The organism is Sphingomonas sp. IC-56, from assembly GCF_021043375.1.
GTDB lineage: Bacteria > Pseudomonadota > Alphaproteobacteria > Sphingomonadales > Sphingomonadaceae > Sphingomonas.
Window position 1 is genome coordinate 104,892 of record NZ_JAJNDV010000002.1, and the last position, 24,769, is coordinate 129,660.

19 protein-coding genes are annotated in these 24,769 nt (G+C 65.3%); 14 read left to right on the forward strand and 5 right to left on the reverse strand.

Features of this window, described 5'->3' with window-relative positions:
• Positions 1 to 146: 146 nt before the first annotated feature.
• The 5 genes from mdh (at position 147) to lpdA (ending at position 7,917) form a co-directional block, all read left to right on the forward strand.
• Positions 147 to 1,109, forward strand: coding sequence for a malate dehydrogenase (gene mdh, locus LQ953_RS03705; protein ID WP_231029327.1), 963 nt, complete (start codon positions 147 to 149; stop codon positions 1,107 to 1,109).
• Positions 1,110 to 1,158: 49 nt separating this feature from the next.
• Positions 1,159 to 2,049, forward strand: coding sequence for a succinate--CoA ligase subunit alpha (gene sucD, locus LQ953_RS03710; protein ID WP_231029328.1), 891 nt, complete (start codon positions 1,159 to 1,161; stop codon positions 2,047 to 2,049).
• A gap of 140 nt (positions 2,050 to 2,189) precedes the next feature.
• Positions 2,190 to 5,123 carry a 2-oxoglutarate dehydrogenase E1 component gene (locus LQ953_RS03715; protein ID WP_231029545.1) on the forward strand — a complete coding sequence of 978 codons (2,934 nt, stop codon included), beginning with the start codon at positions 2,190 to 2,192 and terminating at the stop codon, positions 5,121 to 5,123.
• Positions 5,124 to 5,147: 24 nt separating this feature from the next.
• Positions 5,148 to 6,389, forward strand: a complete 1,242-nt coding sequence (gene odhB, locus LQ953_RS03720; protein ID WP_231029329.1) for a 2-oxoglutarate dehydrogenase complex dihydrolipoyllysine-residue succinyltransferase — start codon at positions 5,148 to 5,150, stop codon at positions 6,387 to 6,389.
• Positions 6,390 to 6,522: 133 nt separating this feature from the next.
• Positions 6,523 to 7,917: a dihydrolipoyl dehydrogenase gene (gene lpdA, locus LQ953_RS03725; RefSeq protein ID WP_231029330.1), complete on the forward strand. Its 1,395-nt coding sequence runs from the start codon at positions 6,523 to 6,525 to the stop codon at positions 7,915 to 7,917.
• A gap of 76 nt (positions 7,918 to 7,993) precedes the next feature.
• Here lpdA and LQ953_RS03730 read toward each other — a convergent pair whose 3' ends face one another.
• A complete protein-coding gene (locus tag LQ953_RS03730; protein WP_231029331.1) occupies positions 7,994 to 8,656 on the reverse strand; it encodes a YoaK family protein in 663 nt (220 codons plus the stop codon).
• A gap of 105 nt (positions 8,657 to 8,761) precedes the next feature.
• On the opposite strand from LQ953_RS03730, the gene LQ953_RS03735 reads away from it, so the two are divergent.
• Both LQ953_RS03735 and LQ953_RS03740 read left to right on the forward strand, forming a co-directional pair.
• Complete coding sequence (locus LQ953_RS03735) at positions 8,762 to 9,394, forward strand: trimeric intracellular cation channel family protein (protein ID WP_231029332.1); 633 nt, start codon at positions 8,762 to 8,764, stop codon at positions 9,392 to 9,394.
• A 159-nt stretch (positions 9,395 to 9,553) separates the two neighbouring features.
• Positions 9,554 to 10,555 carry a sigma factor-like helix-turn-helix DNA-binding protein gene (locus tag LQ953_RS03740; protein WP_231029333.1) on the forward strand — a complete coding sequence of 334 codons (1,002 nt, stop codon included), beginning with the start codon at positions 9,554 to 9,556 and terminating at the stop codon, positions 10,553 to 10,555.
• 155 nt (positions 10,556 to 10,710) lie between these two features.
• On the opposite strand, the gene LQ953_RS03745 is transcribed toward LQ953_RS03740, so the two are convergent.
• Positions 10,711 to 11,271, reverse strand: coding sequence for a GNAT family N-acetyltransferase (locus LQ953_RS03745; RefSeq protein ID WP_231029334.1), 561 nt, complete (start codon positions 11,269 to 11,271; stop codon positions 10,711 to 10,713).
• Positions 11,268 to 13,157, reverse strand: coding sequence for a signal peptide peptidase SppA (gene sppA / locus LQ953_RS03750; RefSeq protein ID WP_231029335.1), 1,890 nt, complete (start codon positions 13,155 to 13,157; stop codon positions 11,268 to 11,270). Before sppA ends, LQ953_RS03745 begins: the two co-directional genes overlap by 4 nt.
• A gap of 207 nt (positions 13,158 to 13,364) precedes the next feature.
• Here sppA and groES point away from each other — a divergent pair, with 207 nt between their 5' ends.
• Positions 13,365 to 13,652, forward strand: a complete 288-nt coding sequence (groES, locus tag LQ953_RS03755) for a co-chaperone GroES (RefSeq protein ID WP_231029336.1) — start codon at positions 13,365 to 13,367, stop codon at positions 13,650 to 13,652.
• Between the two features lie 61 nt (positions 13,653 to 13,713).
• Positions 13,714 to 15,351, forward strand: coding sequence for a chaperonin GroEL (gene groL / locus LQ953_RS03760; protein WP_231029337.1), 1,638 nt, complete (start codon positions 13,714 to 13,716; stop codon positions 15,349 to 15,351).
• Positions 15,352 to 15,418: 67 nt separating this feature from the next.
• Here the strand turns inward: groL and LQ953_RS03765 are convergent, their stop codons facing one another.
• Entirely contained in the window at positions 15,419 to 15,757 is a 339-nt protein-coding gene (locus LQ953_RS03765) for an HNH endonuclease (protein WP_231029338.1), read from the reverse strand.
• On the reverse strand, positions 15,757 to 16,812 hold the full coding sequence (locus tag LQ953_RS03770; protein ID WP_269141284.1) for a mannose-1-phosphate guanylyltransferase/mannose-6-phosphate isomerase: 1,056 nt from the start codon (positions 16,810 to 16,812) through the stop codon (positions 15,757 to 15,759). Before LQ953_RS03770 ends, LQ953_RS03765 begins: the two co-directional genes overlap by 1 nt.
• A 163-nt stretch (positions 16,813 to 16,975) precedes the next feature.
• Here LQ953_RS03770 and LQ953_RS03775 point away from each other — a divergent pair, with 163 nt between their 5' ends.
• From LQ953_RS03775 to LQ953_RS03795, 5 genes are read left to right on the forward strand one after another with little or no spacing between them, the layout of a single operon-like run.
• Positions 16,976 to 18,364: a TIGR03013 family XrtA/PEP-CTERM system glycosyltransferase gene (locus LQ953_RS03775; RefSeq protein ID WP_231029339.1), complete on the forward strand. Its 1,389-nt coding sequence runs from the start codon at positions 16,976 to 16,978 to the stop codon at positions 18,362 to 18,364.
• A gap of 11 nt (positions 18,365 to 18,375) precedes the next feature.
• The gene (prsK, locus tag LQ953_RS03780) at positions 18,376 to 20,415 is read left to right on the forward strand and encodes an XrtA/PEP-CTERM system histidine kinase PrsK (protein WP_231029340.1); all 2,040 of its coding nucleotides are present in this window, start codon (positions 18,376 to 18,378) and stop codon (positions 20,413 to 20,415) included.
• Positions 20,412 to 21,761, forward strand: a complete 1,350-nt coding sequence (prsR, locus tag LQ953_RS03785; protein WP_231029341.1) for a PEP-CTERM-box response regulator transcription factor — start codon at positions 20,412 to 20,414, stop codon at positions 21,759 to 21,761. Before prsK ends, prsR begins: the two co-directional genes overlap by 4 nt.
• A 25-nt stretch (positions 21,762 to 21,786) precedes the next feature.
• Positions 21,787 to 23,823 (forward strand): tetratricopeptide repeat protein, encoded by a 2,037-nt coding sequence (locus LQ953_RS03790; RefSeq protein WP_231029342.1) that lies wholly within the window; start codon positions 21,787 to 21,789, stop codon positions 23,821 to 23,823.
• Positions 23,824 to 23,866: 43 nt separating this feature from the next.
• Positions 23,867 to 24,682 carry an ATP-binding protein gene (locus tag LQ953_RS03795; RefSeq protein ID WP_231029343.1) on the forward strand — a complete coding sequence of 272 codons (816 nt, stop codon included), beginning with the start codon at positions 23,867 to 23,869 and terminating at the stop codon, positions 24,680 to 24,682.
• The last annotated feature ends 87 nt before the right edge of the window (positions 24,683 to 24,769 follow it).

A 24,769-nucleotide genomic window follows, 5' to 3' on the forward strand; every position in this document is an offset into this window, starting at 1 on the left:
CTTATTGCTCTTGCGAACGATTTGCAGATATAATTCTAAGCTAAGCGAATCCCGGGTTGCCGAGGCTCTATAATGGGCCTAAGCCGCCCCCGTTCATGGACGCCCATGCGCGTCCGTGCGGTTGCTTACGGAAGCAAGGAGATTTCATGGCTCGCAAGAAGATCGCGCTTATCGGCGCCGGCAACATCGGCGGTACGCTCGCGCACCTCGCAGCACTGAAGGGTCTGGGCGATATCGTCCTGTTCGACGTGGTCGAGGGCGTGCCCCAGGGCAAGGCGCTTGATCTCAGCCAGTGCGGGCCCGTCGAGGGCTTCGACGCGAAGATCACCGGCACTAACGATTACGCCGACATCGCGGGCGCTGACGTGATCATCGTCACCGCCGGTGTCGCGCGCAAGCCCGGCATGAGCCGCGACGACCTGCTCGGCATCAACCTGAAGGTGATGAAGGCCGTCGGCGAAGGCATCGCCGCCAACGCGCCCGACGCATTCGTGATCTGCATCACCAACCCGCTCGATGCGATGGTTTGGGCGCTGCGCGAATTCTCCGGGCTCCCGCACCAGAAGGTCGTCGGCATGGCCGGCGTGCTCGACAGCGCGCGCTTCAGCCACTTCCTCGCCGAGGAGTTCAAGGTTTCGGTCAAGGACGTGAACAGCTTCGTGCTGGGCGGGCACGGCGACACCATGGTCCCGGTGCTCGAATATTCGACCGTCAGCGGCATCCCGGTCAGCGACCTCATCGCGATGGGCTTCTCCACGCAGGAGCGCATTGACGCGATCGTCCAGCGCACCCGTTCGGGCGGCGGCGAGATCGTCGGCCTGCTCAAGACCGGTTCGGCTTTCTACGCGCCCGCCACCTCGGCGATCGCGATGGCCGAGAGCTACCTGTACGACAAGAAGCGCGTGCTTCCTGCCGCGGCGCACCTCACCGGCCAGTACGGTATCGACAATCTGTACGTCGGCGTGCCGATCATCATCGGCAAGGACGGCGTTGAGAAGATCATCGAGATCAACCTGACCGACGACGCCAAGGCCAACCTCACGGTTTCGGTCGATGCCGTCAAGGAACTGCTCGTCGCGTGCAAGGGCATCGACGAGAGCCTGAACTAATCCCACGCGCCCTTCGGGGCGCGTTCATCTTACAGGAGCAGGTGCCCGCATGAGCATCCTCGTCGACAAGAATACCAAGGTCATCACCCAGGGAATGACCGGCAAGACCGGCACCTTCCATACCAAGGCGGCGCTCGACTACGGCACGCAGATGGTTGGCGGCGTGACGCCGGGCAAGGGCGGCACCACGCATGAGGAGTTGGGCCTGCCCAACTTCAACACCGTGGCAGAAGCCGTCGCACAGACCGGCGCGAATGCATCCGTGATCTACGTTCCGCCCCCCTTCGCGGCGGACTCGATCCTGGAAGCCATTGACGCCGAAGTGCCGCTGATCGTCGCGATCACCGAAGGCATTCCGGTGCTCGACATGGTTCGCGTCAAGCGCGCGCTGTCGGGCTCCAAGTCGCGCCTGATCGGCCCGAACTGCCCCGGCGTGCTCACGCCTGGCGAGTGCAAGATCGGCATCATGCCGGGCAGCATCTTCTCCAAGGGCAGCGTCGGCGTCGTGTCGCGTTCGGGCACGCTCACCTATGAGGCGGTGTTCCAGACCACCAACGCAGGCCTAGGTCAGACCACCGCGGTCGGCATCGGCGGCGATCCGGTCAACGGCACCAACTTCATCGACGTGCTTGAGCTGTTCCTCGCCGACGACGCGACTCAGTCGATCATCATGATCGGTGAGATCGGCGGCGACGCTGAAGAGCAGGCCGCGCAGTTTCTGATCGACGAGGCCAAGCGTGGCCGCAAGAAGCCAATGGCCGGCTTTATCGCGGGCCGCACGGCGCCTCCGGGCCGTCGCATGGGCCATGCCGGCGCGATCGTGTCGGGTGGCAAGGGCGACGCCGAGAGCAAGATAGCGGCGATGGAAGCCGCCGGCATCCGCGTCGCAGCATCGCCGTCCGAGCTCGGCTCGACGCTGGTGGACGTGCTGAAGGGTTGAAACGGATGAGCCTCCTTCCTTGATGGGAGGAGGCTGATGCGGGCGAGACGGCGCAAGCCACGATCTCGCCCGCACCTTCCCGGGCTCCGGCTCGGACCTCCCTCTCCCATCAGGGGAGAGGAGAAGTGAGGATGAAGACAATGGGCTATGAAGGCCTGGATTTCGAGCAGATCGCCGGCGGGGTGAGCCCCGCTTTCATCGAAACGCTGTACCGCCGTTACAAGGCGGATCCCACCGGCATCGAGCCGCAGTGGCAGCAGTTCTTCGAAGGTCTCGAGAACAGCGCCTCGGGCCCCAGCTGGGCCAATCCGCGCTGGCCGCTGAGCGAGACCGATCAGCTGACCGCCGGCCTTGATCCCACGCAGATGGAGCCCGCGCCCAAGCCCGCCAAGGGCGGCGCGCCCAAGCCCGCGCCTGCCCCCGCCGCGGTGTCCGAGGACGACATCGCTAAGGCTGCCGGCGACTCGATCCGCGCCATGCTGTTGATCCGCACCTATCGCGTGCGCGGACATCTGGCCGCCGATCTCGATCCGCTGGGCCTTGCCCGCCAGAACCTGCCCGAGGACCTGCGCACCGAATATCACGGCTTCGCCGATACCGAGATCGATCGTCCGGTCTATCTCGGTGGCGTACTCGGCCTGCAATGGGCCACCGTGCGCGAGATCGTCGACATCCTGCGCGCAAACTATTGCGGCAAGGTCGGCCTGGAATACATGCACATCGCCGATGTCGAGGAGCGCCGCTTCCTCCAGGAGCGCATGGAAGGCAAGGACAAGGAAATCACCTTCACGCCCGACGGCAAGAAGGCGATCCTGACCAAGGTGATCGAAGCCGAGCAGTGGGAGAAATTCCTCGGCAAGAAGTATGTCGGCACCAAGCGGTTCGGCCTCGACGGCGGCGAATCGATGATCCCGGCGATGGAATCGATCATCAAGTATGGCGGCCAGCTCGGCGTCCGTGAGATCGTGTACGGCATGGCCCATCGCGGCCGCCTGAACATGCTCACCAACGTCATGGAAAAGCCGTATCGCGTGCTGTTCCACGAATTCGCCGGCGGCTCGGCCAACCCCGAGGATGTCGGCGGTTCGGGCGACGTGAAGTATCACCTCGGCACCTCCACCGATCGCGAGTTCGACGGCATCAAGGTGCACATGTCGCTGGTCGCCAACCCCTCGCATCTTGAGGCGGTGAACCCGGTCGTGCTCGGCAAGTCGCGCGCGCTTCAGACGCTGCGCAACGATCTCGCCGAGCATGAGCAGGTCCTGCCCGTGCTGATCCATGGCGACGCAGCGTTCGCCGGCCAGGGTATCGTCTGGGAATGCCTCGGCTTCTCGGGCATCCGCGGCTACAACACCGGCGGCTGCGTCCATTTCGTCATCAACAACCAGGTCGGCTTCACCACCAGCCCACAGTTCGCGCGCTCCTCGCCCTACCCGTCAGACGTGGCGAAGGGCGTTCAGGCACCGATCCTGCACGTCAACGGTGACGATCCCGAAGCGGTGACCTTCGCGACCAAGGTCGCGATCGAGTTCCGCCAGAAGTTCAAGCGCGACGTCGTGATCGATATGTGGTGCTATCGCCGCTTCGGTCACAACGAAGGCGACGAGCCGAGCTTCACCCAGCCGCTGATGTACGCCAAGATCAAGGGGCACCCTGGCGTGTCCGAGATCTACGGCAAGCGGCTGATTGCAGAGGGCGTTGTCGACCAAGCGTTCGTCGACGAAAAGACCAACCAGTACAACACACTGCTGGAAGGCGAGTTCGAGGCGGGCAAGTCCTATTCGCCCAACAAGGCGGACTGGTTCGCCGGCCGCTGGTCGGGCCTGTCGGCACCCGCCGATCCGGAAAGCGCCCGCCGCAGCGTCGACACCGGCATCGAGCAGAAGCTGTTCGACGGCCTGGGCCGCACGCTGACCAGCGTTCCGGAAGGTCATGAGATCCACAAGACGCTCGGCCGCGTGCTTGAGGCCAAGCGCGAGATGTTCCGCTCCGGCGCGAACTTCGACTGGGCAACCGGTGAAGCGCTGGCGTTCGGCTCGCTGCTGTCGGAGGGCTTCGCCGTCCGCCTGTCGGGCCAGGATTCGGGTCGCGGCACCTTCTCGCAGCGTCACGCCGTCTGGGTCGATCAGAAGACCGAAGCCAAGTATGTGCCGCTGACCACGATCCCGCACGGATCGTTCGAAGTGCTCGACTCGCCGCTTAGCGAATATGGCGTGCTCGGCTTCGAGTATGGCTATGCGCTCGCCGACCCCAAGGCGCTGGTGCTCTGGGAGGCGCAGTTCGGCGACTTCGTCAACGGCGCCCAGATCATGATCGACCAGTTCATCGCGTCGGGCGAGTCCAAGTGGCTGCGCGCCAACGGCCTCGTGATGCTGCTGCCGCACGGCTATGAGGGCCAGGGCCCCGAGCATAGCTCGGCACGTCCGGAGCGCTTCCTCCAACTGTGCGCCGGCGACAACATGCAGGTTGCCAACGTGACCACGCCGGCCAACTATTTCCACCTGCTGCGCCGGCAGATGCACCGCAACTTCCGCAAACCGCTCATCCTGATGACCCCCAAGTCGCTGCTCCGCCACAAGCTGGCGGTGTCGAAGACCGAGGACTTCCTGGGCGACAGCCACTTCCACCGCCTGCTTTCGGATCCGAAGGCGCCGATGGACGGCGAGGTCCGCCGCCTGGTGCTCTGCACCGGTAAGGTCGCCTATGACCTGATGGAAGCGCGCGATGCCGCGGGCGACCAGAACACCGCGATCGTCCGCGTCGAGCAGCTCTATCCCTTCCCGGGCGAGCCGCTGGTCGCGCGGCTGAAGCGGATGACCAACCTTGAAGAGGTGGTCTGGGCGCAGGAAGAGCCGAAGAACAACGGTTACTGGACGTTTGTCGAGCCGTTCATCGAGGCATGCATGGTCGAAGCCGGCATCGGCCCGCAGCGTCCCCGCTATGCCGGCCGCGCCGCCGCCGCTTCACCGGCTACCGGCCTGATGAAGCGCCACCAGACCGAACAGGCTGCGCTCGTCGCCGACGCGCTTGGCCACAATGTCCGCGAAGAGATTCGCCGGACGCGCAAGAACTAAGACTGGGAACGAGGAAGAAATCAGATGGCAGACGTTAAGGTCCCAGTGCTCGGCGAATCGATCACTGAAGCAACCGTCGGTGAGTGGCTGAAGAACCCGGGCGACCCGGTGAAGGTCGACGAGCCGATCGCCAGCCTTGAGACCGACAAGGTCTCGGTCGAGGTGCCTTCGACCGTGGCGGGCATTATGGGCGAGCAGCTCGTGAAGGTCGGTGACACGGTAGAGGTCGGCGCGGTGATCGCGACGATCACCGAGGGTGGCGCTGCCGCTTCGCCCGCGCCTGCCGCAACGCCGACGCCTGCACCCACCGCTCCGGCCGCAGTCGCTTCCTATGGCTCGTCCTCGCCCGCACAAGGTCAGGCGCCCGGCAGCGATGGCGCCGCCGCGCTGTCGCCTTCGGTGCGCCGTGCGGTGCTCGAAACCGGCGTCGATCCGTCCAACCTTCAGGGCACGGGCCGTGACGGCCGCCTGACCAAGGAAGACGTGATGACCGCGGCGCAGAACAAGCCGGCTGCCGCGCCCGCGCCTGCCGCTGCTCCGACTGCCGCTCCCGCATCCAGCGGCGGCCGCAAGGAAGAGCGCGTCCGCATGACGCGCCTGCGCCAGACGGTCGCCAAGCGCCTGAAGGAAGCGCAGAACACTGCCGCGATGCTCACCACGTTCAACGACGTGGACATGACCGCGGTGATCGAGGCCCGGACCAAGTACAAGGACCTGTTCGAGAAGAAGCACGGCGTTCGCCTGGGCTTCATGGGCTTCTTCGTGAAGGCCGCGGTGATGGCGCTAAAGGACATCCCCGCCGTCAACGCCTCGATCGAGGGCGACGAGATCGTGTACCACGACTATGCCGACATCTCGGTCGCGGTTTCCGCGCCGAACGGCCTGGTCGTCCCGGTCATCCGCGACGCGCAGGATCTGTCGGTCTCGGGCATTGAGAAGACGATCGGCGACTTCGGCAAGCGCGCCAAGGAAGGCACGCTCAAGATGGACGAGATGAAGGGCGGTACCTTCACCATCTCCAACGGCGGTGTGTTCGGCTCGCTGATGTCGACCCCGATCATCAACCCGCCCCAGTCGGCGGTGCTCGGCCTGCACCGCATCGAGGAACGCCCGGTCGTCCGCAACGGCCAGGTCGTGGTCCGTCCGATGATGTACCTCGCCCTCTCCTACGATCACCGCCTGATCGACGGTCGCGAAGCCGTGACCTTCCTCGTCGCACTCAAGAACGCGATCGAGGATCCGACCCGTCTGCTGATCGACCTGTAAGTCTCGTGCGTGACTGTTCCCCGGCGAAGGCCGGGGCCCAGTTGCAAGCGGTTTGAAACCAAGCGAGACGCGCACCAGATTCCGTCTCGATACTGGGCCCCGGCCTGTGCCGGGGAACAAGAAAGAGAAGAAAATGGCTGAATACGACTTCGACGTCCTCGTCATCGGTGCCGGCCCCGGCGGTTATGTCGCCGCAATCCGTGCCGCGCAGCTGGGTCTCAAGACCGCCTGCGCCGAATCGCGCGAAACGCTGGGCGGCACCTGCCTCAACGTCGGCTGCATCCCGTCCAAGGCGCTGCTGCACGCTTCCGAGCTGTTCGAGGAAGCGCATGACGGCACGCTGGCGAAGTGGGGCGTAAAGACCCAGGGCGTAGAGCTCGACCTGGGCGCCATGCACGCCGGCCGCCAGGAAGCCATCAAGGGCCTGACGGGCGGCATCGAGTTCCTGTTCAAGAAGAACAAGGTCGAATGGCTGAAGGGCCGCGCCACCTTCCAGGACGCGCACACCGTCGCCGTGGGTGACCGCACCGTCACCGCCAAGAACGTGATCATCGCCACCGGCTCGTCGGTCACCCCGCTTCCCGGCGTCACGATCGACCAGCAGCGCATCGTCGACTCGACCGGCGCGCTCGAACTGAGCGAAGTTCCGAGCCACCTCGTCGTGATCGGCGGCGGCGTGATCGGCCTCGAGCTCGGCTCGGTGTGGAAGCGCCTGGGCGCCAAGGTCACCGTCGTCGAATATCTCGACCAGATCTTGCCCGGCATGGACGGCGAGATCCGCAAGGACGCACAGCGGATCTTCAAGAAGCAGGGCTTCGAGTTCAAGCTCGGCACCAAGGTGACCGGCGCTGAAGCCACCGCGAGCGGCGTGACCCTCACCGTCGAGCCTGCCGCCGGCGGCGCAGCCGAGACGATCGAGGCGAGCCATGTCCTGGTGTCGATCGGCCGCCGTCCCAACACGGAGGGTCTGGGCCTCGACAAGATCGGCCTCCAGCTCAACCAGCGCCACCAGATCGAAACCGACCACGACTTCCGCACCGCGGTCGACGGCGTGTGGGCGATCGGCGACGTGATCCCCGGCCCGATGCTCGCGCACAAGGCCGAGGACGAAGGCATCGCAGTTGCCGAGAACATCGCTGGCCAGACCGGCATCGTGAACCATGATGTGATCCCCGGCGTCGTCTACACCATGCCCGAAATGGCAGGCGTGGGCCTGACCGAAGAGCAGGCCAAGGAGCGCGGCGAGGTCAAGATCGGCAAGTTCCCGATGGCCGGCAACAGCCGCGCCAAAACCAACCGTGAGGCCGATGGCTGGGTGAAGGTGATCGCCGACGCTAAGACCGACCGCGTGCTCGGCGTGTGGATGATCAACGCCGTCGCCGGCACCATGATCGCCCAGGCTGCGCAGGCCATGGAATTCGGCGCCACGTCCGAGGACATCGCCTATACCTGCCATGCCCACCCGACGCATTCCGAAGCGCTCAAGGAAGCCGCGATGGGCGTACTGGGTAAGCCGATCCACGTTTGATCGGCTTCCAGGGCTGAAACAGAAAAGGGCGCCGGATCGGATCCGGCGCCCTTTTTCTTGTCCGATCTCTCGGAACTCAATGCCGCACAGGCACCTCAGTCTGCCGCCCCAGCCGCACCAGCACCACGGTAATCGCCGCCGCCATCAGCGCCGCCAGCCACAGCGCGTTCCATCCCCAGCGCCATTGGCTCGCCGCGCCCGACACCGCGCCGGCCACGAACCCGATCCACAAGGTCAGATATGGCACCCACTCCCAGCGCTCGGCATCGCCCATCAGCGCGCCGCCTAGCTTCTGCCCCATCCGCACCAGCGATCCGGTCATGTAGGTGAGCCCGATCGACACTTCGCCGTCACGGGTGAACAGGCCGTTTTCCGCACCCATCGCGCAGGCTAGCAGCAACAGCACCACCGGCCCCGGCATCACCGCCGAGATGACCGCCGCTGCAAACAGCAGCACCGTCACCGCCGCCATCACGGCGCTGCGCGCCCGGAACCCCGTCGCCCGCGCGATCACGCTCGACGCGATGACGCCGCTCACAAAGCTCAGGATCAGCCCGCCCGCCATCTTGGCGGCGTACGCGTCGCCGCTTCCCAGCCCGACACCCAGCCGAGTCGAATTTCCGCTCATGAATGAGGCGAAGAACCCGCCCAGGCTGGTGAAGGCCAGCGCATCCACAAAGCCGGCAAGGGCCGCCAGGAACATCGCGACGACGATCAACGAAGGTTCGGTACGTTGCATAAGCGGGAAAACACCCCTCGATACGGTATGCTCCCAATGCCAAAGCGTGTCGCCTCAGGCCAGTGCAGGTTTGACGCGCCGGCATGCACGCGGGAAAAGCACCCCATGCAAGTACCAGTCACCGAACAGATCGGCCCTATCCTGCCCTGGCTCGACCTGTTCGGCATCGCCGTGTTCGCCGCCACCGGCGCGGTTTCCGCCACCCGCCGCGCCCAGACCTTCGTCACCGCGGCCTTTTTCGCGCTGATCACCGGCGTGGGCGGCGGCACGGTGCGCGACCTGCTGATCGGCGCGCCGGTCTTCTGGGTGCACGATGCCAGCGTCGCGACGATCTGCCTCTCGGTCGCCGTGCTCATCTGGGTGACCCCCGAACGTTGGTGGAGCGAGCGCAGCCTCGCCTGGCTCGATGCCTTTGGCCTGGCCGCCTATGCCGCATTCGGCGCCGCCAAGGCGCTGGGCCATGGCATTCCCCCCGTGCCCGCCGCGTTCATGGGCGTAGTGACGGCGTGCGTCGGCGGCATCATCCGCGACGTGCTGGTCGGCGAGCCTTCGATTCTGATGCGCCCTGAATTGTATGTGACCGCCGCTGCGCTCGCGTCCGTCCTATATATAACCATGAGCTTGGCCGGCCTGCCCCCCTTTGCCGCGGGGCTGATCGCCGCCGTGGCGGGCTTTGCGCTGCGAGCCGCGGCCATTGTCTGGAAGCTGGGCCTGCCGGCCTATCGCGGGCATCGCTGAGCGGCGAAGCGTTACCAATTCCTTGCCCGGCCCACCCCGGGAATCCCCCGTAGGGAGAGTCCCCGTAAGGATTTTGCGCGAATAGGCCGCGGCCCCGCCCCCGTTCATATCCCCCTCAACAGGGCGGCACGGCCGCAAGGATTGCAGGGGATCACAATCATGTCGAAGACCACGATCGCGCTTGAAGCCGCCGTTGCCGTTGTTCTGGAAAACACGCCCAAGGACGCAGCCCAGACCAACCGCCAGCGCGTCACTGTCGACCGTGCCTTCGCGCAGATCCTCAAGCTGATCGCCCCGCGCATCCGCCACTTCGTCCGCCAGTACGGCCTGGTCGCCCATTTCGAGGACGCCGAGCAGTGCTGCGCCATCGCCGTGCACCGCGCGATCGAAGCATACGACCCCACCAAGGCGCAGTTCACCACCTTCGTGAACTGGCAGATCCGCGGCGAGCTCCAGAGCCTCCGCTTCCGCCTGATGACTGACCAGCGCGCCTCGGCCAAGAAGGTCGAAGCCACCACCGTATCGCTCTCGGCCCTGGCAACCGGCCCTGACGGCGAGGAAATCTCTCCCGAGGCGATGATCGTCGACGAGGACGCGCTGGAGCGCACCGAATCAGCCGCTTCCGATTACCTGGCAGACGGCGCCATCTCCTCGCTGATCGACGCCTATGTCGATCATCTCCGGACAGTTGGCATCGAGGCACTCGCCCGCCGTCCCCGCCCGAAGCGCCAGGAAGCCGCCCTTCGCCGCGAAGGCCCCCGCTTCAAGACTGCAACCCATGGCATCGATCCCGCCGAACTCGAAAAGCTCGAAGCCAAGCTCGAGCGCGACCGCGAGATCGTCGCCCGCCGCGTGTTCCAGGCCTCCACTCTTGACGATCTGTCGCTGGAAACCGGCGTGACCAAGGAACGCGTCCGTCAGATCACCAAGCGCGCCGCCAAGACCATCGCCGACATCGCCGCTGCCGACCCCCGCTTTGCCGTGATGGCCGAGCATGACCGTCCGGCAGCCAAGCGCTGCCCGGTCGCGACGCCCGCCGCCACGCTGCTCCCCAAAGCTGACCTTCCCCACAACCGCTTCGCCACCGTGCGCGCCGTCGAAGCAGCCCAGGCAGCCCTGCCCCGCACGATCACCGTGCAGGCCAGCCTGACCCTCAACTAACCAGATCCTCCCCCGGGAGGGGGAGAGGACCGCCCGCCGAAGCCAAAGGCGCAGGCGGGTGGTGGAGGGGTATTCGCCTCATGGGACCAGTGCTCGTGGAGACTAACCCTCCACCGGCTGCGCTGGTCCCCTCCCCCTCCGGGGGAGGACTGACCTCACCCCCGCACCACCCCCACATCGGCAAACCGCTTCGGCTCCGCCGGCGGCACGCGCGGCGGGTTCAGCCCGCATTGCCAGAAGCCGACATCGATCCACTGGCCGTGCTTGTACCCGACCTCGCGGTAGACCCCTGCGCGGCGGAACCCCACCGCCTCGTGCAGCCGGATCGAGTGGTCGTTGGGCAAGGCAATCGCGCCGATCGCCTGCACGAACCCCTGTGCACGCAGCGTGTCGATCAGCGCCTCGTACAACAGCCGCCCCGCGCCCTGCCCGCGCGACGCATCGCTCATGTAGATCGATGTCTCGACCACGTAGCGATAGGCCTGCCGGTCGAGAAAGCGCGTGGCATAGGCATAGCCGATCACGCCGCTTTCCGGATCGCCATTGGTGACCACCAGCCAGGGATAGAGCCCGTCGCTTGCCGCCATGCGCGCCCGCATTGTCCGCGCGTCGGGCGGCTCGATCTCGAACGAGACCGTGCCGGTCAGCACGTGCGGGGCATAGATCGCCGCGATCGCCGCCCCGTCCTGCGACGCGGCGGCGCGGATCGCGATCATAGTCCCACGCGCGCCATCACCAGCGCGAACAGGTTCTGCTCGCTTGCCCGTGCGCCGCTCGGGCCAAAGCCGCCGCATTCCAGGCACCGCGCCTGCACCGATCCGCCCAGCGTCAGCCGCCGCGCATCGCCCAGCGCGCGCGCGACCAGCCCCTGTCGCTCCATCGCCATGCGTGCATACAGGTCGGCGCCGGCGGGCTGCTCGGCCCAATCTTCATCCGATTCGTCACTGGTAAACGCACTGACGAACTGGACCCAGCTATTCGGCTCCTTCTCCAGATACACCGCATGCACCTTGGCGGGATCGAGCTTCGCACGCTTCGCCGCCTCGCCGATCGCCGCCTGCACCCCGCCGAACCGGTCGACCAGCTTCAACTGGTGCGCGACACCGCCCAGCCACACGCGCCCCTGGCCGATCTCGTCCACCCGCTGCGGCGGCAGCTTGCGCGCTTCGGACACGCGCTGGATGAAGCGCGCATAGCCGTTCTCGATCGTCGATTGCAGCACGCGGTCAGTCACCTCGTTGGTGCCGCCGAAAACGTCTGGCTGCCCGGTCAGCGGTGTGGTCTGCACCCCGTCGGTGGTCACGCCGATCTTGGCCAGCGTGTTCTCAAAGGTCGGAATGATCCCGAAGATGCCGATCGATCCGGTGATGGTGTTCGGCTCGGCGAAAATCACGTCGCCCGCCGTGGCGATCCAATAGCCGCCGCTCGCGGCCAGGCTGCCCATCGATACCACCACCGGCAGCCCCTGCGCCTTGGCCTGCAGCACCGCCAGGCGGATCTGCTCGGACGCCAGCGCCGATCCGCCTGGCGAATCGATGCGCACCACCAGCGCCTTCAGCTTCTTCTCGGCTAGCCCCTTGAGCAGCAGCGAACTCACCGTGTCGCCGCCCGCGGTCCCCGGCGCGGCTTCGCCATCCACGATCTCGCCCGCGACCGTGATCACGCCGATCGCATCGCCGCTGGTCGACAGCGGGTTCGCCGCCAGCCAGTTGCTCAGCTTGATCTCGTTGAAATTGCCCGCTGGCTTCGACGACGGCTTGCCCGCGATCTGCGCCACGCGCTTGCCGAACGCCAGCCGGTCGCCCAGCTTGTCGACCAGGCCATAGTTCAGGTTCGCCCGTGCGATGTCGCCGCCGGCGCTCGCCACCACCTGGTCGGGCTTGGCCAGGAAATCGGCTATCTGCGCCTTGGGCCGCGCCGTCGCGATGTTCTGCTGCCACTGCCCCAGGATGCCGCCATATAGCGCCTGATTGGCCTCGCGCGCCTCGGGCGACATGTCGGCGCGGATATAGGGCTCCACCGCGGACTTGAACTTCCCGACCTTGTAGACGTGCGCGTTGACGCCAAGCTTGTCGAGCAGCCCCTTGTAGTAGATTTGGCGACCGCCCGGCCCCGAGAACAGCGTGCCGCCCATCGGGTTGACCCAAACTTCGCTGGCATTGGCGGCGATCAGATAGCCGGCATCGGTATAGGCCGTGGCATAGGCGAGCACCGGCTTGCCGCTGGCGCGCACCCGCCGCACCGCTTCGCCCACTTCGGCCACCGCCGCGGGATACCCGCCCATGAAGCTGTCCAGATCGAGCACGACCGCCTTTACCCGCGCATCGTCCCGAGCCGTGTCTAGTGCACGCAGCACGTCGCGCTGGCGCAGTTGTCCCAGCGCAGCGCGTCCGGTCACCGCCGCCAGCGGATCGCTGTCCTCGGGCTGCTCGCTTAGCGTGCCGTTGAAGGCGATCAGCAGCGCGCCGTCGCGGATGCTCGCCTTGTTCGGGCGGTGCGACAGCGCCGCGAACAGCCCAGTGAAGAACAGCAGCAGGAGAACCAGAACCAGGAAGTCCTTGATCCCGACCAGGATCTTCCACGCACCTCGAACGAGCTTCACTTGGCCGTGCTCCACCTTGCTATTGCCACCGTGCTACCGGAGGACCGCCCCGGAGTAAACGGCTGTATTAAGTCGCCAACACGGCCCAAACTTTTGGCGACGTACCTCTTGACGAAGCCGGCGTGCGGCAGCATCTCCAGCATCGTTAGCACTCGGGCAACTTGAGTGCTAAAACCCAATCTGACCCTAACAAAGGATCGCAGCGCAATGACCTTCCGTCCGTTGCATGACCGCGTGCTCGTTCGCCGCGTCGAAGCCGAGGCAAAGACCGCCGGCGGCATCATCATCCCCGACACCGCCCAGGAAAAGCCGCAGGAAGGCGAAGTCGTCGCCGTCGGCGCCGGCTCGAAGGACGACACCGGCAAGGTGACCCCGCTCGACGTCAAGGCGGGCGACAAGATCCTGTTCGGCAAGTGGTCGGGCACCGAGGTCAAGCTGAACGGCGAAGACCTGCTGATCATGAAGGAAAGCGATATCCTCGGGATCGTTGGCTAACGCCACCCGGATCGCTTCTGGCCTAAACTTTTCTAAACTTCCAAACTGAAAGGGCAGTCAAATGGCAGCCAAGGACGTAAAATTCGGCCGCGACGCGCGTGAGCGCATCCTGCGCGGCGTCGACATCCTCGCCGACACCGTCAAGGTGACCCTGGGGCCGAAGGGCCGCAACGTGGTCATCGAAAAGAGCTTCGGCGCGCCCCGCATCACCAAGGACGGTGTGTCGGTCGCCAAGGAAATCGAGCTCAAGGACAAGTACGAGAACATGGGCGCCCAGATGGTGCGCGAAGTGGCCTCGAAGACCAACGACATCGCCGGTGACGGCACCACCACCGCGACCGTGCTCGCCCAGGCGATCGTGCGCGAAGGCATGAAGTCGGTTGCCGCCGGCATGAACCCGATGGACCTCAAGCGCGGCATCGATCTCGCCGTGACCACGGTTGTCGAGGACATCAAGTCGCGCTCCAAGCCCGTTTCGGGCAGCCAGGAAGTCGCGCAGGTCGGCATCATCTCGGCAAACGGCGACCGTGAAGTGGGCGAGAAGATCGCCGAAGCGATGGAGAAGGTCGGCAAGGAAGGCGTGATCACCGTCGAAGAGGCAAAGGGTCTCGAATTCGAGCTCGACGTCGTCGAAGGCATGCAGTTCGACCGTGGCTACCTGTCGCCCTACTTCATCACCAACCCGGAAAAGATGCAGGTCGAGCTCGCCGATCCGTACATCCTGATCCACGAGAAGAAGCTGTCGTCGCTCCAGGCGATGCTGCCGATCCTTGAGGCGGTTGTGCAGTCGGGCCGTCCGCTCCTGATCATCGCAGAGGACATCGAGGGTGAGGCTCTGGCCACGCTCGTCGTCAACAAGCTGCGCGGCGGCCTGAAGGTCGCAGCGGTCAAGGCACCCGGCTTCGGCGATCGCCGCAAGGCGATGCTCGAGGACATCGCTGTCCTGACCAAGGGCGAAGTGATCTCGGAAGACCTGGGCATCAAGCTCGAGTCCGTCACGCTCGGCATGCTCGGCACCGCCAAGCGCGTCACGATCGACAAGGACAACACCATCATCGTCGACGGTGCCGGTGAAGCCGACGCGATCAAGGGCCGCACCGACGCGATCCGCCAGCAGATCGAAATCACCACCAGCGATTACGACCGTGAGAAGCTCCAGGAGCGTCTCGCCAAGCTCGCTGGCGGTGTTGCCGTGATCAAGGTCGGCGGTGCTTCGGAAGTCGAAGTCAAGGAGCGCAAGGACCGCGTCGACGACGCCCTGCACGCAACCCGCGCAGCTGTCGAAGAAGGCATCGTCCCCGGTGGTGGTACGGCGCTGCTGTACGCAACCAAGGCTCTCGAAGGCACCAAGGGCGCCAACGAAGACCAGACCCGCGGCATCGACATCGTCCGTCGTTCGCTGACCGCGCTGGTTCGCCAGATCGCGCAGAACGCCGGCCATGACGGCGCCGTCGTCTCGGGCAAGCTGCTTGACCAGAGCGACACGTCGTTCGGCTTCAACGCTGCGACCGACACCTACGAGAACCTGGTGACCGCCGGCGTGATCGACCCGACCAAGGTCGTCCGCACCGCACTCCAGAACGCAGCTTCAGTCGCCGGCCTGCTCATCACCACGGAAGCCACCGTGGCAGAGCTGCCCGACGACAAGCCCGCAATGCCGGCAATGCCGGGCGGCGGCATGGGCGGCATGGACTTCTAAGTCCTTCCCGTTCGACGCTGAAAAAAGAAAGGGCCGGAGGAAACTCCGGCCCTTTTCTTGTTTGACCTCAACGTTCTAGCGACTTGCGCGTCGGGGCGTGAAAGTCAGGCGGCTTGTCCGCGATCCACCGCAGGAACCGCTGGATGTCCTCACGCTCCCGCAGCGCCTCCATGGTCGGATAGAGGCGCGCCAGGTCCGCGTTCGTGACCGTCGCATGGATGGTCCGATGACAAATGGGATGTACGGGAAGGGTCTTTCGCCCACCCTCGCTCTTCGGCACGACATGGTGCCACTCCACCCGGCGCCCCAACGGCCGCTCGCACAGCGCGCATCGCGCCTCGCTCGCAGCCTCTACGACACCCTCCAGTGCCGCAAGTGCGGCCTTGCGCCGCACCCGCCCGCGCATCAGTCCTTCATCGCCTCGATGATCTTCTTCACTTCCTGGCTACGCCCCCGCGGCAGCACCAGCACGTCGGCACCTGAGGCGACAACGATCAAGTCCTTCACCCCAACCAGCGCCACGCGCTTGCCGGGCTCGCTCTGGACCAAGCAGTTGGTCGCGTCGATCACCACCACATCGCCGCGCACGACATTGCCGCCCTCGTCAGGGTCGCTGATCGCATGGAGCGCGTCCCAGCTGCCAACGTCGCTCCACCCCATTGAGACGGGGACCACTGCCACCCGCGGTGCCTTTTCCATAACGGCATAATCGATGGAGTCGGAGGGACAGGCAGCAAAGGCTTGCGCGTCCGGCCAGATACGAATGCCCTCACGCTTGGCACCATCCATCGACTGCTGCGCAGCGACCAGCATCTCCGGCGCATAAACGCTGAGCGCTCCCAGATACATGTCGGCGCGAAACAGGAAGATACCGCCGTTCCAGGCATGATCGCCAGAAGCAAGCATCGCCTCGGCCTTGTCGCGCGGGGGCTTCTCAACAAAACGTGCGACACGGTGCACGCCCTCGCCCAGCTTTTCGCCGACCTTGATCCAGCCATAGCCGGTTTCCGGCGCATCCGGCGCAATGCCGAAGGTGATCAACCACCCCTCGTTCACCAGCGGCAGCGCCGCGGAAATGGCAGCGTGAAAGCTATCCACATCGGCGATGACGTGATCGGAAGGCATGACCAGCATCGGCTCGCTGCCGGAACCCGCGGCGATCGCCGCAAGGGCAATTGCAGGCGCGGTGTTGCGCCCCGTCGGCTCCAGGATCAGTGCCTGTGCACCAGCCTCCACCCCGGCAAGTTGCTCCTCCACCAGATCGGCATGAAACGCGTTTGCGACCACGATCGGATTGGCGAAACGCGCACCCAGAGCACGCTGCGCGGTCAGCTGCAACATGGTCTGTTCGGCTGTAAGCGACAGCAACTGCTTCGGCTTCTCAGGGCGCGACATCGGCCACAGCCGCGTACCCGATCCTCCCGACAGGATGACGGGAATGATAGGCTTAGGTTCGGACATGATTGCAGGCGCTCCCTCTTCGTTCACTCGCTAGGCGAGTTTCCCCCGCGCATCAAACAGTGCGAAGGCGAAACGGTTGCTCGCTTTTGGCACCTGCAGGTGAAAAGCGAGAGCAGAAGCATGTCGGGTTTGTTTACACTTCGCCGCTAACGGTGGCCTGGTCATGATCCGCTTGTTCAAGCATTACGTGCCGAATGCCGTGCTGCTGCTCGGCTTGATGGACATCATCTTGCTTCTGGCCGCGGGCGAGATCGGGTGGCTCGTGCGCGCGCAGCAGATCGGCATGTTACCCGGCCAAGTGACGGAGCGGCTGCCGCAGTTGCTGGCATTCGCGACGTTCCTCGAACTCGCGATGATTGCGATCGGCGTCTACGGTGCCGAAGCGCTGCAATCGATCCGCCACGCGACGGCCCGCCTCTTGGTGGCGGTGTCGCTGGGGGTCATCGGCCTGAGCGCGATCTACTTCGTGCTGCCTCAACTGAGCTTCTGGCGCTCCAACCTCCTGTACGCCATGGTCGCGGCGGTCATATTGCTGCTGCTGGTCCGGCTTCTGCTCGGCAAGGCACTGGGCGGACAGGTGTTCAAGCGCCGAATCGTGGTACTCGGCGCCGGCCCTCGCGCGGCCCGCTTAAAGGCTCTTTCCAAACTGCCCGGCGCCGGCTTCGCAGTGGTCGGCTATGTGTCGATGAACGAGGGCAATCGCGTGATCCCTGAGGCCATCGCGCGCGACGCCATCTATAACCTGGCCGACCATGTCGTGCTCCTGAACGCGAGCGAAGTGGTGCTCGCGCTGGAGGAGCGGCGGAACGCCTTGCCGCTCAAGGATCTGCTGCGCGTCAAGACGACGGGCGTCCATGTCAACGAAATCTCGACGTTCCTCGAACGCGAAACCGGACGCGTCGACCTGGACAGCGTCAATCCAAGCTGGCTGATCTTCTCGGACGGCTTCTCATCCGGGCGCATGGTGTCGAGCGTGTTCAAGCGCATCTTCGACATCACCGCGAGCCTGATCCTACTGTTACTTACGCTGCCGCTGGTCCTGCTTACCGCCATTCTGATTAAGCTAGAAAGCCGCGGCCCCGCCTTCTATCGGCAACGACGCGTGGGGCTCTACGGTCAGAGCTACGACGTCGTGAAGCTCCGCTCGATGCGCCAGGACGCCGAGCTGCCAGGTGTCGCCGTATGGGCGGAGCAGGACGACCCCCGCATCACTCGCATCGGCAGGATCATCCGCAAGCTTCGCATCGACGAGCTTCCGCAGTGCTGGAGCGTGCTGAAGGGCGAGATGAGCTTCGTCGGTCCCCGCCCTGAGCGGCCGCAGTTCGTCGACGACCTTGAACAGCACCTGCCATTCTACGCCGAGCGTCACATGGTGAAGCCCGGGATCACCGGCTGGGCACAGATCAACTATCCGTATGGGGCGTCCATCGACGACGCCCGCCAGAAGCTGGAATATGACCTGTTCTACGCCAAGAACTACTCGCCCTTCCTCGACATCCTGATCCTGCTCCAGACCATACGTGTGGTCCTCTTTCCAGCGGGCGCGCGCTGATGGCGCTAACCATGATTGTCTGGGCCCACGCACTCGCTGCGCTTCTGTTCGGTGGCCTCGCGCTTTGGACCATCCGTTCACAGGAAAGCGGCCTGCCGCACCGGGCCCTTGTGGCTGCGTTGGCCCTTACCGCGCTTTGGGCGCTCGCCGTTGCCGGGATCGGCGGCAAGGCATTTGTCACCACCCTGGTAGAGTCGGCGCGGAACCTTGCCTGGTTGGCCACCATGCTGATCATACACCGCCGCAACGGCAATGGGCGTCCGCCATTGGCGCTGGGCACGGTGTATGCTGTGGTCGCCTTGGTCGTTCTGGCAAGTCTCGCCGCGCGCGTGATTGCTGAGATCGCAGGTCCCCAACTTCGATCGCAGGCCGAGATCACGATCATCCTATTGCGGCTGCTTACGGCGTTGGCCGCACTGGTGCTGCTCAACGCCCTCTATGCCGCGCTTCGGCCGCGTGCAGGCAAACGTCTGATCGTGCTCGCCATAGGCGGCATCTGGGTGGCCGACATCATCTTGTTCGGTACCGCGTATCTTACCGATAGCTGGCGGATACAGCCCGCCGCCATGCGTGGCGCCGCGATGCTGGCAGTGGCAGTTACCATGGCGATCGGCCTGCAACGCAAGGGTGAGTGGAGCGTGCAGGTCTCGCGAACCGTCGCCTACCAGTCCCTCTCCTTGGTGGCGATCGGCGTCTACCTGCTTTTCCTGGCGCTCGCGACGAGCGCCATTGCGGCGGTTGGCGGGAGCTATGCCCGCGCGCTCCAAACCGCTTTCGTGCTGGGGTCGACGGTCGCCATCCTGACGCTGGTTTCCAACAGCTGGCTTCGCGCCTGGACAAAGGTGAAGCTGGCCAAGCACCTGTTCCAACATCGCTATGATTATCGAACCGAATGGATGCGCTTCACCGATACGATCGGTGGGTCTGCATCCGCGCCACTAGAGGAACGCATCGTCAAGGCCGTGGCGGACCTCACGTCCTCCCCGGGCGGGCTGCTGCTCGTGCCCGACGGACCGTCGCTGGGTGCTGGGGCCAGCTGGAACTGGGATTGCGACCTGCCGACGGGCAGCGGTGACGCGGCGCTTGCCGAGTACCTGCGGACCAGTGGCCGCATCCTTGATCTGGATGCACTCCGCTCGGGGACGGACCAGTCTGGCGATGGCGCGATCGTCCCGCAATGGATGCTCGACATAGAAGAAGCCTGGGTACTCGTTCCTTTGCCGCATCTCGGGCATCTTGTCGGCGCTATCCTGCTTACCCGTCCGCCCGCTGCACAGGCGCTCGATTGGGAGGACCTGGATCTCCTGAAGGTTACCGGCCGGCAGGTCGCGAGCTACCTGGCGGAGGCACGCGCGCAGGAAGCACTCGCCGAGGCGCAGCGCTTCGAGGAGTTCAATCGGCGCTTCGCCTTCATCCTGCACGATATCAAAAACCTGGTCAGCCAGCTTACCCTGACCGCGCGCAATGCCGAACGCCACGCCGACAAGCCGGAGTTCCGCGCGGACATGATCGCCACGCTGCAAGACTCCTCGGAGCGCATGAATGCTTTGCTTGCACGCCTTTCGCAGCATCATCGCGGCCGCATCGCGGCGCCTCGGACGATCGACATCGTGCCGCTGGTTAAGCAGATCGCAACCCGCCGCCATGCCCACCACCCGGTGATCGTGACCGGGGAACCCGCGGCTTTCGCATTCGCCGACGCCGCAAGCCTGGACCAGATGCTGTCGCACCTGGTGCAAAATGCAATCGATGCCAGCCCTCCCCATGAACCCGTGACTCTGGCGGTGGCCAGTACCGGTCAGGAAGTGACCATCGACGTGATCGACACAGGTTGCGGCATGTCGGCCGCGTTCGTCCGCGACCGCCTGTTCAAGCCATTCGTCTCGTCGAAATCCGGTGGGTTCGGCATCGGCGCCTTTGAGACGCGCCAGCTTGCCGCTGCCATGGGGGCAAGCCTGGACGTGACCTCGCGCGAGGGGGCCGGCACGCGCTTCCGCATCGGGCTCAAGACGACAGATTTTACAGTGCCGCTCGTGGAGCAAGCCGCATGAGCCCATCGAAGAAGCTGCTGATCGTCGAGGATGATCTCGGCCTGCAACGCCAGCTGCGCTGGGCCTATGAAGGCTATGACATCAGCTGCGCGGCTACGCGCGAGGAGGCAATCGCGTTCATCCGCTCAGCGGAACCGCAGGTCGTCACGCTGGACCTGGGATTGCCGCCAGATCCCGACGGCACGCAAGAGGGCTTCGCCACGTTGGAGGCGATCCTGCAACTGCGTCCCGATACCAAGGTAATCGTCGCGTCCGGGCACGGCGCGCACGAATCCATGCTGAAGGCGATAGCCCTGGGCGCCTGGGACTTTTACCAAAAGCCGATCGACATCGATGCGCTTGGCCTGATCGTTGCCCGCGCGTTCCACGTCCACGCGCTTGAGCAGGAAAACCGGCGGCTTGCCGAGCAGCTCGGCAGTGACGCGGTGCTCGGCGGCATCGTGACCAGTGCGCCCGAGATGCTGAAGGTGACCCGCACGGTGGAGCGAGTCGCCACGGCCGACGTTTCGGTGATGCTGCTGGGTGCCAGCGGGACCGGCAAGGAGTTGCTGGCCCGCGGGCTGCACGACACCAGCCGGCGCAAGGGCGATTTTATCGCCATCAACTGCGCCGCGATCCCGGAAACGCTGCTCGAATCGGAGCTGTTCGGCCATGAAAAGGGCGCGTTCACCGGCGCATTGAAAACGACCCCCGGCAAGATCGAGCTGGCCAATGGCGGGACGCTGTTCCTGGATGAAATCGGCGACATCCCGCTTCCACTTCAAGTCAAACTCCTCCGCTTCCTGCAAGAGCGCGTGATCGAACGCCTTGGCGGCCGCAAGCCGATCCCGGTGGACACGCGGATCGTCTGTGCCACCCACCAGAACCTTGAGAGCATGATCGCCGAGGGGCGCTTTCGGGAGGACCTGTACTATCGCCTGGCCGAGATCGTGGTCCGCATCCCGGCATTGAGCGAACGGCCAGGCGACGCCGGTTTGCTCGCCACGCATTTCCTCAAGAAGTACGCTGCGGCCATGAACCCGGCGGTTCGCGGCTTTGCTCCGGACGCACTCGCGGCGATTGACGCCTGGCGGTGGCCGGGGAATGTCCGCGAACTCGAAAACCGCCTCAAGCGCGCAGTCATCATGGCCGACGGCAAGCTGATCACCGCGGCGGATCTCGACCTCAGCGCTCCGGACGACGGCTTGCCCATCAACCTCAAGGCGGCACGGGAACTCGCCGATCGGAAGGCGATCCGTCATGCCCTGGCGCGTGCGGAAGGCAACATATCCGGGACCGCCCGCCTTTTGGGGGTAAGCCGCCCCACCCTCTATGATCTGATGAAGGCCTATGACCTCCAGCCATAGACGCAGCACCATCCGAGGGAGCTCCGTGCGTCGATTGATCGTCATCCTCCTGGCGCTCGCCGCCTTTGGCGGCGCGGTCGTAGCCTGGTTCCATCTGGGCTCCGGCGCGTCCCAACTGGACGCCAGGACTGCGATGGCTCGCAGCGCTGCGGCTTTGAAAGCACACGACGCCACCAGCGCGCGCGACTTTGCGGCTGCGGCGGTACGTGAGGAGCCCTCGCTTGCCACCGCCCACCTGGCACTTGCTAGGGCCATGCTCGCGCTTGGGGACGGAGTCGGCGCGGAGGCGGAAATCCAGCGTGCCCTCGACTCCGGTGCCGACCCGAAGCTGCTGCCCCATCTGCGCGCGCATGCGTTGCTGCTGCAGGGACAGGCGCAAAAGGCCGTCGATGAAGCCGGCAAGGCCTCTTCCCCCTTCCGCGCCTATGCGCTTCGCATCCGCGGCCGCGCCCTGGCCGCTGGCGGCAACTGGCAGGCTGCCGACAATGCATTCGATGAGGCTGTGAAACTTGCGCCCGGCGATCCCGACATCTGGTCGGACCGCGGCCGTTTCCGACTGGCGACAGGGGATATGCTAGGCGCAAACGAGGCCGCGCAACGCGTCCTCCAGTTGGACCCGAACCATCTCGACGGCCTCGTCCTGCGCGCCGAGCTTGTCCGCAGCCAATATGGCTTGGTTGCGGCACTGCCCTGGTTTGAAGCCGCGTTGAAGCGCGATTCCCGCAGTCTCGTCGCGCTTGTGGAATATGCCGCAACCCTGGGCGAAGCTGGCCGCACCGTGGATGCCCTCGCGGCGACGCGCAGGGTACTGGCCGTGCAGCCCAACAGCCCACAGGCGCTGTATCTCCAGTCCGTCATCGCCGCACGCGCCGGCAATCCGGCCCTCGCACAGGCCTTGCTGGCAAAGACCGGTACCGCGATCGACACCCTCCCCGGCACGCTGCTCCTGAAGGGCGCGTTGGACCTGCAATCGGGCGAATACGAACAGGCGATCACCAAGCTTAAGGCACTGCTGGACCAGCAGCCCTTGAACATGCCCGCGCACAAGCTGCTGGCGGCCGCGATGCTGCGGCGGGGCTCCGCTGAAGCCGCCACCAGCCTTTTACGGCCTGTGACTGCTCTGTCTGGCGCCGACAGCTACGCACTGCTTCTCGCCGCGCGCGGGTTGGAGCGCAGTGGCGACCGCGACGGGGCCGCCAGCCTGATCGATCGTAGCCTTGCCCCCACCGCTCCCGGCACTCGAGCCTTCACGGTCGACGACAGTCTCGAAACGCTAAGCGCTCAGGCCGATCAACGGCCGGGTGATCCGGCTGCGCAGGTGGCGCTTCTTCGCGGGCTCTACACCGCAGGAGACAATGCGCACGCTCTGGCAAACGCGCAGCGTATTGCCGCGGCGAACCAGAGCGTCCCATCGGCCCAACTGCTGCTCGGCGACGCGTTGATGCTGGCCGGCCGCCCGAACGACGCGCTCACCACCTACCGGCGCGCCGCGGGGCTCCGCTTCGACGCGCCCACCATGTCGCGGCTGGTCGAAGCGCTAGGCGCTGCCGGAAAGAACCAGGAGGCGGTCAATGTGCTCGGCCTCTTCCTTTCGCAAAACCCGATGAACCTGACGGCGCTGCGCCTGTCCGCGCGCTCGCAGCTGCGGGCCGGCGAATATGCAGCGGCGATGAACACCCTGGAGCAAGTGCGTTCGCAGATCGGCGACGGCGACGCAGTGCTCAATGCAGAACTTGCCCTCGCTTATGCTGGCGCAGGAGCAACGAACGAAGCGCAGGAACTAGGCGAAGCCGCCTATGCGCTCGCCCCGGCCAATCCGTTGGTCGTGGAAGCGTTCGGATGGGTCTTGTACCAGGCCGGCGATCTTGCGCATGCGGCAGAACTGACGCGCAAGGCCCTCCGCCTGGCCCCCGATGCTCCCGATCTGCGCTGGCAGCTGGCCCAGATCTATGCGGACGCGGGAGACAAGAGCCAGGCTTCGGCCCTGATCCAGGCCCTGCTTACCGACCGCCGCTTCACCCGCCGGGCTGAGGCCGCCGCGCTGCTCCCGCGCTTGCGCTGATGGGGCATTCCGGTGCGGCAAACGCTGCGGTACGCGTGAGGCCATGAGTTCAGATCCCTTGATCCGCATTGCCGACGCACTGGAACGCTTGGCCCCCGTTCCGCAGGCCGACGCCGATCCCCATGCGCACCCCGCCTATGTGTGGCGCGGCGGCGTGCTGAATGTAGCCCGTGCCTTCCGGCCCCTATCCCTCAACATGCTGCGCGGGGTGGAGCGGCAGCAACACGCATTGCGCAGCACCTTGGAGCGGCTGAGCACCGGTGCCGCCTCGCACGACGTGCTGCTCTGGGGCGCACGCGGAACGGGCAAGTCCGCGCTGGTGAAGAGCTTGGTGGCAGCCATTCAGGCAGACGGGCGAGATCTCGCGCTGGTGGAAGTGGCGGGCACCAGCATCGACACGCTGCCCGCGTTGTTCGCGCGATTGGAAAAGGTGAAACGCGCGTTCGCCGTGTTTCTCGACGACTTGGGCTTCGAGAATGCGGGCGAGGCGCGCGTGCTACGCTCGCTGCTGGATGGCGGGGCGGAGGCGCGGCCGGGCAATTGCCGGCTGATCGTCACTTCCAATCGGCGGCACCTGATGCCGCGCGATCTGGCGGAGCAGGCGAGTGCCATCAACCCACGCGATGCGGTGGACGACAGTCTGGCACTGGCGGATCGGTTTGGGCTGAGTCTTGGGTTTCATGCGATGGATCAGGCGTTGTATCTGGAAGTTGTCGAAAGTTACGCGGCGGCGCATGGTCTTTCGGTCGATCGCCAGGAGGCAGTGGAGTGGGCGACCCGGCGGGGGAGCCGTTCGGGACGCGTTGCGTGGCAATATGTTGTCGAAGTTGCCGGACGAAGCGGGAAGCCGCTTGACTAAAGCCGCAGTGAAGCGCCTGCTTCTACTTGGGAAATGGGGCGAATAGGGGAACTCGATCTGCCCGATAGGCTGGCGCCGTACGCGCCG

What these genes read in the sequence shown, in the direction of transcription:
- mdh (WP_231029327.1), top strand. Translation starts at nt 147, where the DNA reads ATGGCTCGCAAGAAGATCGCGCTTATCGGCGCCGGCAACATCGGCGGT.
- sucD (WP_231029328.1), top strand. Translation starts at nt 1,159, where the DNA reads ATGAGCATCCTCGTCGACAAGAATACCAAGGTCATCACCCAGGGAATG.
- LQ953_RS03715 (WP_231029545.1), top strand. Translation starts at nt 2,190, where the DNA reads ATGGGCTATGAAGGCCTGGATTTCGAGCAGATCGCCGGCGGGGTGAGC.
- odhB (WP_231029329.1), top strand. Translation starts at nt 5,148, where the DNA reads ATGGCAGACGTTAAGGTCCCAGTGCTCGGCGAATCGATCACTGAAGCA.
- lpdA (WP_231029330.1), top strand. Translation starts at nt 6,523, where the DNA reads ATGGCTGAATACGACTTCGACGTCCTCGTCATCGGTGCCGGCCCCGGC.
- LQ953_RS03730 (WP_231029331.1), bottom strand. Translation starts at nt 8,656, where the DNA reads ATGCAACGTACCGAACCTTCGTTGATCGTCGTCGCGATGTTCCTGGCG.
- LQ953_RS03735 (WP_231029332.1), top strand. Translation starts at nt 8,762, where the DNA reads ATGCAAGTACCAGTCACCGAACAGATCGGCCCTATCCTGCCCTGGCTC.
- LQ953_RS03740 (WP_231029333.1), top strand. Translation starts at nt 9,554, where the DNA reads ATGTCGAAGACCACGATCGCGCTTGAAGCCGCCGTTGCCGTTGTTCTG.
- LQ953_RS03745 (WP_231029334.1), bottom strand. Translation starts at nt 11,271, where the DNA reads ATGATCGCGATCCGCGCCGCCGCGTCGCAGGACGGGGCGGCGATCGCG.
- groES (WP_231029336.1), top strand. Translation starts at nt 13,365, where the DNA reads ATGACCTTCCGTCCGTTGCATGACCGCGTGCTCGTTCGCCGCGTCGAA.
- groL (WP_231029337.1), top strand. Translation starts at nt 13,714, where the DNA reads ATGGCAGCCAAGGACGTAAAATTCGGCCGCGACGCGCGTGAGCGCATC.
- LQ953_RS03765 (WP_231029338.1), bottom strand. Translation starts at nt 15,757, where the DNA reads ATGCGCGGGCGGGTGCGGCGCAAGGCCGCACTTGCGGCACTGGAGGGT.
- LQ953_RS03770 (WP_269141284.1), bottom strand. Translation starts at nt 16,812, where the DNA reads ATGTCCGAACCTAAGCCTATCATTCCCGTCATCCTGTCGGGAGGATCG.
- LQ953_RS03775 (WP_231029339.1), top strand. Translation starts at nt 16,976, where the DNA reads ATGATCCGCTTGTTCAAGCATTACGTGCCGAATGCCGTGCTGCTGCTC.
- prsK (WP_231029340.1), top strand. Translation starts at nt 18,376, where the DNA reads ATGATTGTCTGGGCCCACGCACTCGCTGCGCTTCTGTTCGGTGGCCTC.
- prsR (WP_231029341.1), top strand. Translation starts at nt 20,412, where the DNA reads ATGAGCCCATCGAAGAAGCTGCTGATCGTCGAGGATGATCTCGGCCTG.
- LQ953_RS03795 (WP_231029343.1), top strand. Translation starts at nt 23,867, where the DNA reads ATGAGTTCAGATCCCTTGATCCGCATTGCCGACGCACTGGAACGCTTG.